We start from the raw sequence: 13,786 nt of genomic DNA, 5'->3' as shown, positions 1-13,786 counted from the left end.
CGGGAGTCACCGAGCTGGGGCGGAGTGGTGGCGAGTTGCGGGCCCGCGCATTGCTTCGCAAGATCGAAAGAGGCCGTTCCCCCACACGGGGAACGGCCTCAGGATCATCCTGGTTGTCTGCCCGTCCGGCGAGGACAATTGTTCTTGCTGCTGAGACTCGCAAGCCCCGTTTGGTCGCCGCGTCAGCGACGGTCGCGCGGGTGCTGCGGCGGCTCTAGAACGTCCGACGGTGGTGGCGGCTTCTTTGGGCCGAACCCGTACCGCACCGCCCAGATGGCGACGCCCGCCACGATGACGGCGACCAAGAAGAAGCAAGCTATGCCCCCGGTGATGCCCATTTCGCAAAATTATCGTGTTGCGCACAGCGTGGGACTCGGTTTCTAGACATACCTGACCACTCAGGTGGCCCGGGCTTCGTCGTATGGCGCGCCGACGGCGGGCCGCAACCGACGCGCTGGCGGACGAAGGCCAGTGGCGCGGCGGCGGGCCATCGGCCCGGCCCAGGTTCGGCGGCGCGAGCGGCCCGGACGCGGACCAGCGGCACGCTCCGCGACGCGAGCGCCCAAACGAAGACGAGGCCCGAAGGCCCCGGATCATCGCTGATTTGCGCCCGATCTGTGCCCGCCGATCTTGGTCGGCAGGTTTCCCAGGTCGTACGTATTGCTGGTGGAGCTGAGGGGATTTGAACCCCTGACCCCCTCGATGCGAACGAGGTGCGCTACCAGTCTGCGCCACAGCCCCTCCGCCGGCGAACCGGCTTCGGTCCCACCCGGCTTACACCGGGCGGGCCGGCAGCAAGGCTAACAGGTCGCCGGCCCCCACCGCGAATCCGCCCCCGGCGCGGCGCTCACCCCCGCCGAAAGATCCACTCGACGTCCCGGAAACCGGGGCATCCGGGGCGCCGCGACACCCCCACATCCAGGAAACCGAGTCGATCAAGCGCCGGCACCGCGCCCGGTCAGGCGCCTCGGCCGGCCTCGTAGGGGCGTCCGCGCAGCCCACCCGATCGCCGGTAGGAGACCGAGCCTCCGTTGACCGCCGCCGGCAGGTCGCCCGGGCGGTCCAAGCCCATCGCGGCGCGGCGTACCCCCTCGCGCTGGGCTGCGAGCCGGCGCTGCGCCTCCCGGCGGGCCGCCGCTCGGCGGGCCTGCTCGCGGCGCACCTCGGCCTGTCGGGCCGCCAGCCAGGCCGCCTCGCGGGCCCGGGCCCGGCGGCGACGACGCCCGGCCAGGGCGCGACCACGCAGGTGGATGACGTACACGGCCAGCAGCATGAAGGTGACCGAGAAGCCGATCCAGAAGCCGGGGCTGACGAACAGCACGCCGATCAACTCGACGACGTTGAGCAGCAGCAGTGCGGCGAGCACCCGGCGACGCCGGTACACGGCGGGGGTGTGCTGCCGGCGGGGTGGCGGGCGGCGGCGGGACCGCTTGGATGCGGGCGGCACGGCGCGTAGCCGGCCGGAGCGGCGGGCCGGGGGCGCGGAGACCGGCGCCGTCAACGCACCGGTAGCGGCATCTTCGCTGAGCGTGACGACCAGCGAGCGCGGCGGGTGCACGGGGCGCCGCCCCGGCACAGTGCGGCGCCGTCGGCGGCGCTGGAGCACCCGCGCCGTCGACTGCGCCCGCTCCGCCACCAGCCGCTCGGTGGCGTCGTACCGGCGGACCAGCGCCGGGGCCAGGGCGAGCAGGCCGGCGGCGGCGAGGACGGCGAGGAGCACCGAGGTCGGCACCCTCACCCCTCCCGTCACCGAATTCGGAGCAACCACCACCCGACCGCAGGATCTTCCACCGATCGCGCCTGGGTGCGTAGATCGTCCGGATGGGCAGCGCTTGCCGAAGCTTGCAGTTACTTGAGGTTACGGCGCACCGACCGGGATGCCGCCGCGCCGCGCCGATCCCGTCCGTGGGACGACTGGGAGGATGTCGGGAAATCCCGCCATCCTCCTCCTACCGCGCATTGGCGCGTACCCGGTGCCAGCGGGCCAGCAGGCCACCCTCGGCGGCGATCTCCTCACTGGTCATCGCGTATCCGATGTGGTCCCGCCAGGCGCCGTCGATGTGCATGTAGCGCACGTGGTACGACTCCTCGCGGAAGCCCAGCTTCTCCACGACCCGCCGGGAGGGCCGGTTCTCCGGGCGGATGTTGATTTCCACCCGGTGCAGCCCGCCCGGGCCGAACGCGTGGTCCACGGCCAGCGCGAGCGCGGTCGGGATCACGCCCTGGCCGGCCACGCGGGCGTCCACCCAGTAGCCGACGTACCCGGAGCAGAGCGCCCGCCGCACGATGCTGCCCACGTTGAGGTGCCCGACCAGCCGGTCCCGGTCGGCTTCGCGCAGGCACACCGCGAACGGCATGCCCTCGCCCTCGCGGGCGGAACGCCGCTGGTCACGATGCACCCAGCGGAACGCGGCCGGGGAGTTCAACTCGTCCCAGCTGCCGGGCAGTGACGACTCCCAGGGCGCCAGCCAGGCCTGGTTGGCGCGGCGCACCTCCGACCACGCCGCCGCGTCGGAGCGCCGGTAGGGCCTCAGCAGGACCGGGCCGTCGACCAGCACCGCCGGCCAGCCGGGCGCCCGCGGGGGTCCGAAGAGGCTCACCCGCACAGTCTCCCGCGCGGGACCGTGCCACGCGCAAGTGGACCCACCGCGCTCACCGCACAGGGCCTCATGATCGCGGGGTCGGAACCGTGGCCGCCGACCGCCCGGACGCGCCGCCACGTCTGCGGGCGGGTCGACCGGGACATCGTCACCGGCGACGGTCCAGCAGCAGGACGTCCACGGTGGAGCCGGCGGCGGCGGTGGTGACCCGTTCGCCGAGCACCAGCAGCCCGTTCGCCTCGGCAAGGCCGGAGAGGGTGAACGGCCCGCCGCTGAGCGGCTGCACGGTGTATCCACCGCCACGTCGCTCCGCGACGTGCGCGGGACGGAACTCGCGCAGCCCACCGGGGGACGACACGGTCTCCAGCAGGTGCGCCCGGACACTGGGGCGGAACACCGGCTCGGCGCCGGCGAGCAGTTGGATGGCGGGGCGGGCCAGCACCTCGAAGCCGATCAGCGCGGCACCGGGGTCGCCGGGCAGGCAGACCACCGGCACCTCCTCGGCACCGACCGTGCCGAAGCCGAGCGCGGTGCCGGGATAGAGCGCCACGTCGGTGAAGGTCACCGGCCCGGCCCGGCCGCCCTCCCGGCGGGACAGGATCCGGCGCACCATGTCGCCGGGGCCGGTGCCGGTCCCGCCGGTGGTGATGATCAGGTCGGCGCGCAGGGTCTGGTCCTCCAGCAGCCCGCGCAGCCCCTCCGGGTCGTCGTCGCAGATGCCCACCCGGTACGCCAGCGCGCCCACCTCGGCCGCGGCGGCGGTCAGCGCGTGTGAGTTCGCGTCCACCACCTGCCCCGGCTGGCTGCCCCGGCCCACGTCGACCAGCTCGTCACCGGTGGCCACGATGACCACCCGGGGGCTGGGCCGGACCACCACGTGCCCGATGCCGGTGGCGGCGAAGACCGCGACCAGCGCCGGGGAGACGTACGTGCCGGCGCGGGCGAGCAGGGTGCCCGCGGGCAGTTCCTCACCGGCGCGGCGTACCCCGTACCCCCGCTTGGGGGTGCGGAAGATCTCCACGGCGGCCATGCCCTGGTCGGTCCACTCCACCGGGACCACCACGTCGGCGGCGACCGGCAGCGGCGCCCCGGCGGCCACCGAGAAGCACGAGCCGGGGGTGAGCCGGACCGGGCGCCAGCTCGCCGCGCCGAGGTCGCCGACCACGTTGAGCCGGATGGTCCGGCCGCCGGGCGTGCCGGAGGGGGCCGGGACGTAGCTCGGGCCCCGGCCCCCGCCGGAGATGTCCTCCCAGCGCGCCGCGTACCCGTCCACGGCCGCCTGGTCGAAGGCCGGGAAGGCGTGCGGCGCGACGACGTCCTCGGCGAGGACGTTGCCGTACGCCTGGGTGAGGTCGAGGTCGAGTGGCGGCAGCGCTCGTAACCTGCGCAGCACGCTGCCCAGGTAGTCGGCGAGCGGCGTCAACTCGTTCGCGGCCGCCTCGGCGTCGGCCGTCGCGGTCATGTACCAGATCCGCCTGCCGCGTCGGCCTTGACGAACTCGGCCAGCCAGGAGCGGAACTCGGAGCCCAGGTCGTCGCGCTCGGCGGCGATCTGCACCACCGTCTGGAGGTAGCCCAGCGGCATCCCGGTGTCGTAGCGGGTGCCCCGGTAGACGATCGCGTGCACCGGGGTGCCCTCGGTGCGCAGCAGCTCCATCGCGTCGGTCAGCTGGATCTCGCCACCGCTGCCCGGCTTGGTCCGCCGGATCGCGTCGAAGATCGTGCCGGGCAGCACGTACCGGCCGAGCACCGCGAGGTTGCTCGGCGCGTCCTCCGGCTGCGGCTTCTCCACCATGCCGGTCACCTTGACGACCTCGCCGATGTCGCCCAGCTCCGACTCGGCCGGCTCGACGGAGGCGATGCCGTACCGCTTGGTGTCGGCCGGGTCGACCTCGAAGAAGGCGAGCACCACGCCGCCGGTGCGGGCCTGCAGCTCCAACATGGCCGGCAGCAGCGGCTCGGACTGCTTGACGAACTCGTCGCCGAGCAGCACCGCGAAGGGCTGGTCGCCGACGTGCGACTCGGCGTACCCGACGGCGTGGCCGAGCCCGAGCTGCTCCGGCTGCCGGACGGTGTAGATCTCGGCCAGCTCGCTGGGCCGGCGCACGGCGGCGAGCCGCTCGGCGTCGCCCTTCTCCTCCAGCCTGGCCTCCAGGTCGGGGCGACGGTCGAAGTGATCCACCATCGATGTCTTACCCCGACCGGTGATCAGCAACACGTCACCGATGCCGGCCTGGGTGGCCTCCTCGACGATGTACTGCAGCACCGGCCGGTCCACCACCGGCAGCAGCTCCTTGGGCACCGCCTTGGTGGCGGGCAGGAACCGGGTGGCAAGTCCGGCGGCCGGGATGACGGCCTTGACCGCCAGGGGACGGCCGGTTGCGGCGACCGTCGATGATGGGTTCGCTGAGTGCTCCGACATGCCGCGAGACTATCGGCCACGGCTCTGCCGCGGCGGGTGTGGCCCAGAAGACGCGCCGCCACCCGACCCCGGCCGCGCGGCGTCCGGGCCGGGCCGCCCCGCGTCCGCGGCGCTGTCCGCCGGGCCGTCGGCCGGTTCCGGCCCGGCGTGCGCCCCCGCGGGCGACGATTCGGGTACGCCCGCGGCCGGCTCCGACCGGGCGGGCCCGCCCGGCTCCCGGAGGACCTGCACGGGCCGGCCTGCGCGTGGCAGCCCGTCGGATGGACTCAGCGCGCCCGCCGGTACCGGAATCTCCTGGGTCGGCACGTCCGGGCACACCTCGGCGATCCGGTAGGTGTCCCGGCCGGCGGCCTTCGCCGCGTAGAGCGCGTCGTCGGCGGCCTCCAGCACCTGCCGACCGGTGCTGCCGTGGTCCGGGTAGACGGCGATGCCCACCGACACGGTCACCACGACCGGCCCCGCGTACGCCTCGACGGCGATCGGCGTCTCCCGGACCGCCGCGCCCAGCCGCTCCGCCACGATCGCCGCGCCCCGGGCGTCGGTCTCCGGCAGCAGCAGCACGAACTCCTCACCGCCCTGCCGGAAAGCGAGGTCGACCTCGCGGATCTCGCCGCGCACCCGCCGGGCGAACTCGGCCAGCACGGTGTCCCCCGCCGCGTGCCCGTACGTGTCGTTGACGTCCTTGAACCGGTCCAGGTCCAGGGCGAGGACGCTGAGCATCCGGCCGAACCGGCTGGCCCGCTCCACCTCCCGCCGGATCGACTCACGCAGGTAGCGGTAGTTCCACAGCCCGGTGAGCGGGTCGGTGAGCGAGAGCCGCTGCGCCTCCTCGTGCACCCGGACGTTGTCCACCGCCACGGCCGCGTGCCCGGCGAAGGTGCGCAGCGTGACCAGGTCGTCGTCGTCGAACTCGTCCGCGCCCAGCCGGTCGTAGAGGGCCAGCACGCCCAGCGCCGCCGCCGGCGCGCTGGCCTCGTCGCCCCCGGCCGGCGCCGCCGGCCCGCCCAGGGTGGCCGTGGTGCTGCCCGGCATGGCCGGGGTGCCGCCCGGGGTGGCCGGGGTGCCGCCCGGGGTGGCCGTGGTGCCGCCCGGGGTGGCGAAGGGGACCGCGACGTACGTGCGGCAGCGCGGCTCACCCGCCGGGGCCTCGGTCGGCTCCACCCGCCCCCGCTGCGGCTCACCGGTGGCGGCCACCGCGCCGACCACGCCGACGCCCACCGGCACCCGCAGCGTCTGCGGCCCGTCCCCCTCGGGCCAGCGCCCGTCCAGGCCCTCGGTGCACTGCGCGACCAGCACCCCACCGGCCTCCACCAGCAGCACCGCGCCGGCCCGTGCCCCGGTGGCCGCGATGGCGCTGTGCAGGATCACCCGCAGGATGCGTTGCAGGTCGTGCGTGCTGGCCAGGGTGTCCCCGAGGACGGCGAGGTGCCCGCGCAACTGGTCCCGGCTGCTGGTCAGCGCCGCGACGTACGACCCGGTCTCCCGGGTCATCCGGTTGAACGCGGCGGCCAGCCGGCCCAGCTCATCGCGGGCACGCACCGGCACCCGGGCGGTCAGGTCGCCGTGCGCCACCCGGTCCACCGCGCCGGCCAGCTCGACCAGCGGCCGGGTGGTCACCCGGGCCAGCCGCAGGGCGGTCAGCACGGCGAGGAGCGCGGCCAGGACGACCACGCCGACCAGCGTGGCGTACAGCCCGGGCGGGCGCTCGCTCGGCACGGAGAGGACCAGCGGCAGGGGCTGCCCGGTGGACGGTCCGATCCGTCGCACGTACCGGCCCTCGGTGGTCTCGCTGACCCGCTCGCCGTCGATGGTGCTGGCGGCGGCCAGCACCGCGTCGCGTACCTCGCGGGACTCGGTCGTGTGGGTGACCCGCGCGGCGCTGGCACCCCCGTCGAGCAGCGTGACCGCCACGCCGGTCACCGCCGCCAGCCGGGCCACGAACGCCGGGTCGACGAGCTGCGCGGCGGCCACCGTGCCCAGCAGGGTGCCGGCCCGGTCACGCAGGTCGACCCGGGCGGCCAGGGCGCGGACCGGCCCGGCCGGCGTGGCTGGCCCGGAGCAGTCCCGCCAGGGCGTCGACGGCGCGCCGGGCGAGGTGTACGTGACCTGGCCGGTCACGTCGGTGATCAGCACTCCGGCGGCCAGCCCTCGGCCGACCAGCTGGGCGGCGGCGACGGCCGGGTCGCCGGTGAGGGCCACCGCGTCGGCGGTGGCGCGTAGCTGCTGGCAGAGCGCGTCGACCGAGGTACGCACGGTGGACGCGGCCACGGCGAGGCGCTCCGTGGACCGGCTGCGGTCGACGGCGGTGACGGTGGAGGCGACGAAGAACGCGCCGAGCAGGACCGGCCCGAGCACCACCACGAGGAAGGCTGCTGTCAACCGCCCGCGTAGCGTCACTCGGTCCCCCCGGACGTTCCGCTTCCGTTGCTTGCGATGCTGACATAGAGCGACCGTGGCAGAGGCGTTGCGTCAGGAGTGTTGCGTGCCGGAATTTTCTGATGAAGCGGAAGTGACCCGTGTGGCGAAGCGGGAGACCCGCGCCGAGCTGCTCGCCCGCCGTCGGGCGCTGAGCGGTCCGGCGCGGTCCGCCGCCGCCGGGCGCGTCCAGGCCGAGCTGGTGGCACTGGTACGCCGGCTACGCCCGCACCGGATGACGGCGTACGTGCCGGTCGGCTCCGAGCCGGGCGGGGCCGACCTGCCGGAGGTGCTGCGGGCGGCGCTGCCGGCCGACGCCGAGCTGCTGCTGCCGGTGCTCCGCGCCGACCTCGACCTGGACTGGGCGGCGTACACCGGGCCCGGTGCTTTGAGAGCGGCCGGGCGGGGTATCCGTGAGCCGGTCGGACCCCGACTCGGGGTGGAGGCGGTGACCGGCGCGGACCTGGTGGTCGTACCGGCGCTGGCGGTCGATCGGCGCGGCCGGCGGCTGGGCCGCGGCGGCGGCTCGTACGACCGGGCGCTGGCGCGGGTGCCCGCGGCGACGCTGACCGTGGTCCCGCTGCACGACGGCGAGCTGGTCGAGGCCCTGCCCGCAGAGCCGCACGACCGCCCGGTCCGCGCGGTCGTCACCCCCGCCGACGGGGTGCGTACGCTTGACGCCGGCCCGGGTGCGGCGCATGGTGTCGCGCCCCACACGTCCGCTGGACGAACCCGGGCCGAATGACGCACCATTGGCACTCGAATACGTCGAGTGCCAACTGGCTGAGCCCAGATCCGGAGGAGAACGTGCCCACGTACCAGTACGCCTGCACCGCGTGCGGTCACCAGCTCGAGGCGGTCCAGTCCTTCTCTGACGAGCCGCTGACCGAGTGCCCGGCGTGTGAGGGGCGACTGCGCAAGGTCTTCAACTCGGTCGGCATCGTCTTCAAGGGCTCCGGCTTCTACCGCACCGACTCCCGGGCGTCCGGCTCCGAGACGTCGGCCGGTGGCGCCGCGGGCAAGCCGGCCAAGTCCGAGTCGTCCTCGCCCTCCTCGGGTGGCGACTCCGGGTCGTCGTCGAGCTCCTCGAACGGGTCGTCGTCCTCGTCGTCCGGATCGTCCTCGTCCGGATCGTCCTCGACCGGGTCGTCCTCGTCGTCCGGGTCGAGCGGCGGCAAGGCCCCGGCGGCCAGCTCCGCATCCTGACCGCCCTGCCCGCCGCCCTCGTCTGACCGGCCTGGTCTGATCGAGGCCGGCCGGCCACCCTCGGCTCCCGGGTGCGAGTCCTAGCAGATTCGGCCGGTCGGTGGACGTTGTCCACAGGCCGGCCGGTTGTCCACAGACGCCCCCGGACGGTCAGCTGAGCAGGCCCGCTCCGGCCTATCGTGCCGCCCACGGGGTGCCCGCTGCGGCACCGGGACGGGAGGCGGCAGATGGCGACCGGCGATCCAGACTCCGCGCGGGCATTGCGGCCGCTGCGGCGGCTCGCGCTGCCCGGCGGGCGCACCCTGCTCCGGGCCGGCCTGGTCGCCGCGCTGCTCGGCCTGGCCGCCGCCGTCCTGCACACCCCGACCGGCTGCCCGCCCACCGACGCCACGCCAACCGCCGTGCCCCGCGCCGGGGCACCGGTCGACGCGAGCGGGCCGACCAACCCGACCGGCACGGTCCGCGGGAGTGGGCCGACCGACACGAGCGAAACCACAGCCGGGGCCGGAGGGCCGCCCGGTCCGTTACCGCTGCCCAGCGGCGCGGTCGGGGTGCCGGTCCGGCTGGCCGAGCCGGCCGCGCTGGCGGTGGTCCGGCCCGGGGCCCGGGTCGACCTGCTCGCGGCGCCGCCGGGCGGGGCGGGCACCGAGGCGGCCCTGCTCGCCCCCCGAGCGCTGGTGCTGGACGTGCTGGGCGCGGGCGCGACCGACGGGTCAGCGGCGCTCTATCTGGCGCTCCGCCCCGACCAGGCGCAACGCGCGGTCGGGCTGCCCGAGGGAAGCCGGTTCGCCATCGTCGTCCGCGGTTGACCTCGGGCATCACCCGCGCGGCTCGCTACGAGGGGAGCAGGGTCAGTCCCAGTGCGGAGGGCGTTCGGCGAGCAGCCAGTCGTCGTTGCCGCCGGGGCGCTCGCCCCAGCCGCGGTCGGTGTCGTCGGCGGTCTGCTCGGGCAGCACCACGAAGTCTTCGCTCAGGTCGACGGTGCGGTCGTCGTCGCCGCGCGCGCCCTGCGTGCCGGGGTCCTGGGTGCTCACGAGCGGCAAGACTAGCGCAGCGGACGGCAGCGGAGCGGTGGCGCACGGTGGCGCGCCGGCCAGAAGCGACCGAGCCGCCGGCCGCGTTGGTAGCGTCGGACGGCGTGACGACCCCCAGCGGTGGCAGCACCCCGGACGACTACTGGCGGCGGCCCGGGACCGGCGGCGAGGGAGCAGCCGACCAGGCCGCGCCCGCGACCGCGCCAGCGAGCGGGTACGCCGGCCCGCCGCCGAGCGTGCCACCGCCGGCGGGCTGGCGTCCGCCCGTACACCTGGAGCCGGCGCCGCCCCGGCGGCTGCCGCCGCAGGACATGGCCAGCCTCGACGTGGCCGAGCAGCGCGCGCAGCGGGTCACCTACGGCTTCGGCGCGGCGGTCGGCGTGGTGCTGGTGGTCCTGGTCTGCCTGCTCTGCTCGCGGCTCCTCTTCTGATCCGCGTCGTGACCGGCGGTCAGAGGGTGGTGCCCCAGACGGCCTGGGCGCCGGAGTGGCCGGTCAGGTACACGTAGACCAGGGCGGCGATGGACAGCGCGACGACCGCCACCGCCAGCACCGGGGTCACCAGCGCCGGCAGCCGCGGCACCCGGGGGTGTCCGCTGGTCGCCACCAGCAGCAGGATGGCCGCGATTCCGAGCGGCACCACGATCCGGAACAGGATGTCGCCGTAGCGGGAGTGCTCGAAGATCTGGTCGAGGATCGGGCCCTGGAAACCCCGGGCGACCAGCGCGTCGGTGAACGCCTCACCCGACTCGATCGCCACGAAGGCGGTCAGCGGGGCGGCCACGGCGAGGACGCCCACCGCCCAGTCCAGCCGGTGCCGCCAGCGCGGCAGCCCCACGTACGCGACGGCCAGCACCGCCAGCAGCGGCACGAACAGGACCACCGCATGGACCACCAGGACGTGTACCGGTAGACCCTGGATCTCCTCGAACATCGACACCCTCCAGGTGGATCACGATCACGGGGCGGCCACGTACGGCTCGCCGCCGTCCCCAGGCTCTCGACCGGAGACACGCACGGCGTCCCCTTCGGGTTCAGCGCGTCCCGATCCGGCCACCGCCGGCTGTGTCCGTGGCCACCCGGAACGGACGTCGGTTGTCGGCCCTGGTCACACGTGCTGTCATTGGCGCATGTCCGGTGCCGAGGAACTGCTGCGATCACGGGGCCTGCGAGTCACCCGGCCGCGCCTCGCGGTGCTCGAGGTGCTGGCCGGTGGCGGCCACCTGGAGGTCGACGAGATCACCCGACAGGTCCGCGAACGCCTCGACTCGGTCTCCACCCAGGCGGTCTACGACGTGCTGGGGGCGCTGTCCCGGGCCGGGCTGTCCCGCCGGATCGAGCCGGCCGGCAGTCCCGCCCGCTACGAGGCGCGCGCCGGCGACAACCACCACCACGTGGTCTGCCGGGGCTGCGGCGAGATCGCCGACATCGACTGCGCGGTGGGCAGCGCCCCCTGCCTGGCGCCGGGCGTCGCGCACGGCTTCGAGGTGGACGAGGCGGAGGTGACCTTCTGGGGTCTCTGCCCGGGCTGCCAGGCCCGCCGCTCCGCCGACAGCTGACGGGGGCTCCCGCCCGCAAAGGTGACCGGCGAGGCCGGCCGGGCCGTGGCACTCTTGGGCGGTGGACTCCGATGACCTCGGTCTCTTCGGTCCGGGTTCGGTCACGTGGAAGGTGCACGAGGAGCCGATCCTGATCGTCGCCGGCCTGCGCTCGCTCTACCTCCAGGCGTTGCACCCGCGGGCGATGGCCGGGGTCGCACAGAACAGCAACTACCGCACCGACGCCTGGGGCCGCCTGGTCCGCACCGCCACCTACGTGGCGACCACCGTCTACGGGACCACCGCCGAGGCGGAGGCGGCCGGGGCACGGCTGCGCCGGCTGCACGCCCGGCTGCGGGCCACCGACCCGACCAGCGGCGAGGAGTTCCGGATCGACGAGCCCGACCTGCTGCGCTGGGTGCACGTCACCGAGGTCGAGTCGTTCCTCAGCACGGCCCGCCGGGCCGGCCTGCCGCTCACCGACGACGAGGTGGACGGCTACTACACCGAGCAGCGCCGCTCCGCCGCCCTGGTCGGCCTCGACCCGGCCACCGTCCCGGCCACCGCCGAGGAGGTGGCGGCGTACTACCGCGCGGTACGGCCGGAGTTGCGGATGACCCGGGAGGCCGCGGAGACCGCGGTCTTCCTCACCGCCCCGCCGCTGCCGTGGAAGCTCAGCCTGCCGGCCCGGTTGGGGCTGACCCTCGGGCCACCGCGCTGGGCGTACCTCGGGATCGCCGGCACCGCGCTCGCGCTGCTGCCGGCGTGGGCCCGCCGGATGTACGGCGGGCTCGGACTGCCCACCACCGCGCTGTCGGCGGACCTGACCGTGCGCGCCCTGCGGCTGGCACTGGGCACGGTGCCCCGGCGCTACCTGGAGGGGCCGATCCTGCAGGCCGCCAAGCAGCGGGCCGAACGGCTCACCGCCACCCCGCTGGCCGGTTGACCCGACGTCATCAGCGGACTCAGCCGTCGGTGGGCCGGTCCACGGCTGCCCACGGCTCCTTGCCCGGCGTCTGCGCGCCGGTGGGGCAGTGCCGCCGGTAGTCGCACCAGCCGCAGCGCGGGCCGGGCGCCACCGGGAACGCCTCATCCGCGTCCCCACCGTCGGCGACCGCCCGCTCGGCCGCCATGATGTCGCGGGCCGTCTCCTCGGCGCGGGTCAACTGCCGGGCCAGCGACTCGACGGTGTGGTCATGGCCGGCCACCGTGCCGGTCGGCAGGTGGTGCAGCTCGACCCGACGGCACGGGCGACGGAAGACGCGCTCGGCCGCGTACGCGTAGAGCGCCAGCGCCTGCGAGCCTCGGGCGTCATCGGTGTCCAGCCCCGTGCGGCCGGTCTTGTAGTCGACGATGACCAGCTCCTGGCCCTCCGGCCCGGGGCGGGAGTCGATCCGGTCGGCTCGGCCGTTGAACGCCAGCACGGCGGTCTTGACGGCCACCACCCGCTCCACGCCGAGCGGGTCGGCCTCCGGCTCCAGCGTCTCGACGTACGCCTCCAGCCAGCCCAGCGCCCGCCGGTAGGCGGCCCGCTCCTGCTCGTCGTCGCGGTAGCCCTCGCGGACCCAGGTGCCCTTGAGCAGCGTGGCCAGCGCCTCGGGGCGGCGCCGGTCGCCAGGCAGCGCATACCAGTTCTTCAGGGCGGTGTGGACGCTGGCGCCGAGCGAGTTGTGCGCCCACGGCGGGCCCTTCGGCGGGGCCGGCCGGTCGACGTAGGAGTAGCGGTAGCGGCGCGGGCAGTCCGCGTACGCGCCGAGCTTGCTCGGGGTGCAGACGAAGAGCCGCTCCGGCATGCCCTCGAAGCCGAGCTGCTCGGCGCCGCCGGCGCGCTGCTGGGGGGCCCGGCCACCGGCGGCGGGGCGCCCGGCTGAGGAGGATCGTCGCACGCCTGCGATCCTGCCACCCACCCCCGACATCACCGGTATGCCGGGTCAGGTCATGTTCACATACTGCGTGACGAAGGCGGCCACCGCGTCCGCGATGAGCTGCACGGCGATCGCGGCCAGCAGCAGACCGGCGATCCGGGTCAGCACCTCGATCCCGCCGGGACGCAGGACCTTCACGATGCCGCCGGAGAAGCGCAGCACGATCCAGACCGCGACCATCACGGCGACGATCGCCGCGGCGATGGCGGTGAAGTCCCCCATCCCGTCGCCCTGCTGCACGAAGAGCATGGTGGCGACGATGGCGCCGGGGCCGGCCAGCAGCGGGGTGCCCAGGGGCACCAGCGCGATGTTCGAGGTGGTCTGCTGGCTGGGGTCGTCGGCCTTGCCGGTCAGCAGTTCGAGGGCGACCAGCACCAGCAGCAGGCCGCCGGCGGCCTGCAGCGCGGGCAGGTCCACGTGCAGGTAGTCGAGCAGGGTCTGCCCTGCCACCGCGAAGATCACGATCACGCCGAGTGCCAGCGCGACCGCCTGCCAGGCCGCCCGGTTACGGTCCCGGGCGGACAGTGGGCCGGTCAGCGCGACGAAGATCGGCATCATGCCCGGCGGGTCGGTGATCACCAGCAGGGTCACGAAAACCTCGCCGAACAGCTTCAGGTCCACGTGATCAACCTAGCCGCGCGGTTGTGG

General features: G+C 74.8%; 15 protein-coding genes, 1 tRNA gene and 1 pseudogene. 6 read left to right on the top strand and 11 right to left on the bottom strand.

Going from position 1 to position 13,786, the window contains the following annotated elements; genetic code table 11:
* Nucleotides 1-664: 664 nt before the first annotated feature.
* The 6 genes from AB0K07_RS04440 to AB0K07_RS04415 all read right to left on the bottom strand — a co-directional run bounded on the left by AB0K07_RS04440 (nucleotide 665) and on the right by AB0K07_RS04415 (nucleotide 7,418).
* Nucleotides 665-741: transfer RNA gene (locus AB0K07_RS04440), tRNA-Ala, on the bottom strand.
* A 217-nt stretch (nucleotides 742-958) separates the two neighbouring features.
* Entirely contained in the window at nucleotides 959-1,738 is a 780-nt protein-coding gene (locus AB0K07_RS04435) for a hypothetical protein (protein WP_363750887.1), read from the bottom strand.
* A gap of 211 nt (nucleotides 1,739-1,949) precedes the next feature.
* Nucleotides 1,950-2,600, bottom strand: coding sequence for a GNAT family protein (locus AB0K07_RS04430; protein ID WP_363750886.1), 651 nt, complete (start codon nucleotides 2,598-2,600; stop codon nucleotides 1,950-1,952).
* Between the two features lie 148 nt (nucleotides 2,601-2,748).
* The gene (gene glp / locus AB0K07_RS04425; RefSeq protein ID WP_074316573.1) at nucleotides 2,749-4,062 is read right to left on the bottom strand and encodes a gephyrin-like molybdotransferase Glp; all 1,314 of its coding nucleotides are present in this window, start codon (nucleotides 4,060-4,062) and stop codon (nucleotides 2,749-2,751) included.
* Nucleotides 4,059-5,021, bottom strand: coding sequence for a UTP--glucose-1-phosphate uridylyltransferase (locus AB0K07_RS04420; protein WP_363750883.1), 963 nt, complete (start codon nucleotides 5,019-5,021; stop codon nucleotides 4,059-4,061). The genes glp and AB0K07_RS04420 overlap by 4 nt, the downstream gene beginning before the upstream one ends.
* A 9-nt stretch (nucleotides 5,022-5,030) precedes the next feature.
* Entirely contained in the window at nucleotides 5,031-7,418 is a 2,388-nt protein-coding gene (locus AB0K07_RS04415) for a diguanylate cyclase (RefSeq protein WP_363750881.1), read from the bottom strand.
* 85 nt (nucleotides 7,419-7,503) lie between these two features.
* On the opposite strand from AB0K07_RS04415, the gene AB0K07_RS04410 reads away from it, so the two are divergent.
* Together AB0K07_RS04410 and AB0K07_RS04405 are read left to right on the top strand one after the other, a co-directional pair.
* Complete coding sequence (locus tag AB0K07_RS04410) at nucleotides 7,504-8,181, top strand: 5-formyltetrahydrofolate cyclo-ligase (RefSeq protein WP_363750879.1); 678 nt, start codon at nucleotides 7,504-7,506, stop codon at nucleotides 8,179-8,181.
* Nucleotides 8,178-8,384 (top strand): annotated as a pseudogene (locus AB0K07_RS04405) (FmdB family zinc ribbon protein); the annotation flags it as partial. The gene AB0K07_RS04410 and the pseudogene AB0K07_RS04405, both read left to right, overlap by 4 nt.
* Nucleotides 8,385-8,398: 14 nt before the next feature.
* Here AB0K07_RS04405 and AB0K07_RS04400 read toward each other — a convergent pair.
* Entirely contained in the window at nucleotides 8,399-8,614 is a 216-nt protein-coding gene (locus AB0K07_RS04400) for a hypothetical protein (protein ID WP_363751443.1), read from the bottom strand.
* 255 nt (nucleotides 8,615-8,869) lie between these two features.
* Here AB0K07_RS04400 and AB0K07_RS04395 point away from each other — a divergent pair, with 255 nt between their 5' ends.
* Entirely contained in the window at nucleotides 8,870-9,451 is a 582-nt protein-coding gene (locus tag AB0K07_RS04395; RefSeq protein ID WP_363750878.1) for a flagellar biosynthesis protein FlgA, read from the top strand.
* A gap of 42 nt (nucleotides 9,452-9,493) precedes the next feature.
* Here AB0K07_RS04395 and AB0K07_RS04390 read toward each other — a convergent pair whose 3' ends face one another.
* Nucleotides 9,494-9,676 (bottom strand): hypothetical protein, encoded by a 183-nt coding sequence (locus AB0K07_RS04390; protein ID WP_363750876.1) that lies wholly within the window; start codon nucleotides 9,674-9,676, stop codon nucleotides 9,494-9,496.
* 104 nt (nucleotides 9,677-9,780) lie between these two features.
* On the opposite strand from AB0K07_RS04390, the gene AB0K07_RS04385 reads away from it, so the two are divergent.
* The gene (locus AB0K07_RS04385; RefSeq protein ID WP_363750874.1) at nucleotides 9,781-10,107 is read left to right on the top strand and encodes a hypothetical protein; all 327 of its coding nucleotides are present in this window, start codon (nucleotides 9,781-9,783) and stop codon (nucleotides 10,105-10,107) included.
* 19 nt (nucleotides 10,108-10,126) lie between these two features.
* Here AB0K07_RS04385 and AB0K07_RS04380 read toward each other — a convergent pair whose 3' ends face one another.
* Nucleotides 10,127-10,609 (bottom strand): DUF2231 domain-containing protein, encoded by a 483-nt coding sequence (locus tag AB0K07_RS04380; RefSeq protein WP_363750872.1) that lies wholly within the window; start codon nucleotides 10,607-10,609, stop codon nucleotides 10,127-10,129.
* 196 nt (nucleotides 10,610-10,805) lie between these two features.
* On the opposite strand from AB0K07_RS04380, the gene AB0K07_RS04375 reads away from it, so the two are divergent.
* Together AB0K07_RS04375 and AB0K07_RS04370 are read left to right on the top strand one after the other, a co-directional pair.
* Entirely contained in the window at nucleotides 10,806-11,234 is a 429-nt protein-coding gene (locus tag AB0K07_RS04375; protein WP_363750870.1) for a Fur family transcriptional regulator, read from the top strand.
* 61 nt (nucleotides 11,235-11,295) lie between these two features.
* Nucleotides 11,296-12,159, top strand: coding sequence for an oxygenase MpaB family protein (locus AB0K07_RS04370; RefSeq protein ID WP_363750868.1), 864 nt, complete (start codon nucleotides 11,296-11,298; stop codon nucleotides 12,157-12,159).
* Nucleotides 12,160-12,178: 19 nt separating this feature from the next.
* On the opposite strand, the gene AB0K07_RS04365 is transcribed toward AB0K07_RS04370, so the two are convergent.
* The gene (locus AB0K07_RS04365; protein WP_363750867.1) at nucleotides 12,179-13,099 is read right to left on the bottom strand and encodes a PD-(D/E)XK nuclease family protein; all 921 of its coding nucleotides are present in this window, start codon (nucleotides 13,097-13,099) and stop codon (nucleotides 12,179-12,181) included.
* 45 nt (nucleotides 13,100-13,144) lie between these two features.
* Complete coding sequence (locus AB0K07_RS04360; protein WP_363750866.1) at nucleotides 13,145-13,759, bottom strand: MarC family protein; 615 nt, start codon at nucleotides 13,757-13,759, stop codon at nucleotides 13,145-13,147.
* Nucleotides 13,760-13,786: the final 27 nt, after the last annotated feature.

It is taken from the genome of Micromonospora sp. NPDC049301 (assembly GCF_040678715.1).
GTDB lineage: Bacteria > Actinomycetota > Actinomycetes > Mycobacteriales > Micromonosporaceae > Micromonospora.
This window is presented reverse-complemented; position numbering and strand designations above follow the sequence as displayed.

Coding starts and splice junctions, on each gene's coding strand:
- glp (WP_074316573.1), bottom strand. CDS start 4,062: ATGACCGCGACGGCCGACGCCGAGGCGGCCGCGAACGAGTTGACGCCG.
- AB0K07_RS04420 (WP_363750883.1), bottom strand. CDS start 5,021: ATGTCGGAGCACTCAGCGAACCCATCATCGACGGTCGCCGCAACCGGC.
- AB0K07_RS04395 (WP_363750878.1), top strand. CDS start 8,870: ATGGCGACCGGCGATCCAGACTCCGCGCGGGCATTGCGGCCGCTGCGG.
- AB0K07_RS04380 (WP_363750872.1), bottom strand. CDS start 10,609: ATGTTCGAGGAGATCCAGGGTCTACCGGTACACGTCCTGGTGGTCCAT.
- AB0K07_RS04375 (WP_363750870.1), top strand. CDS start 10,806: ATGTCCGGTGCCGAGGAACTGCTGCGATCACGGGGCCTGCGAGTCACC.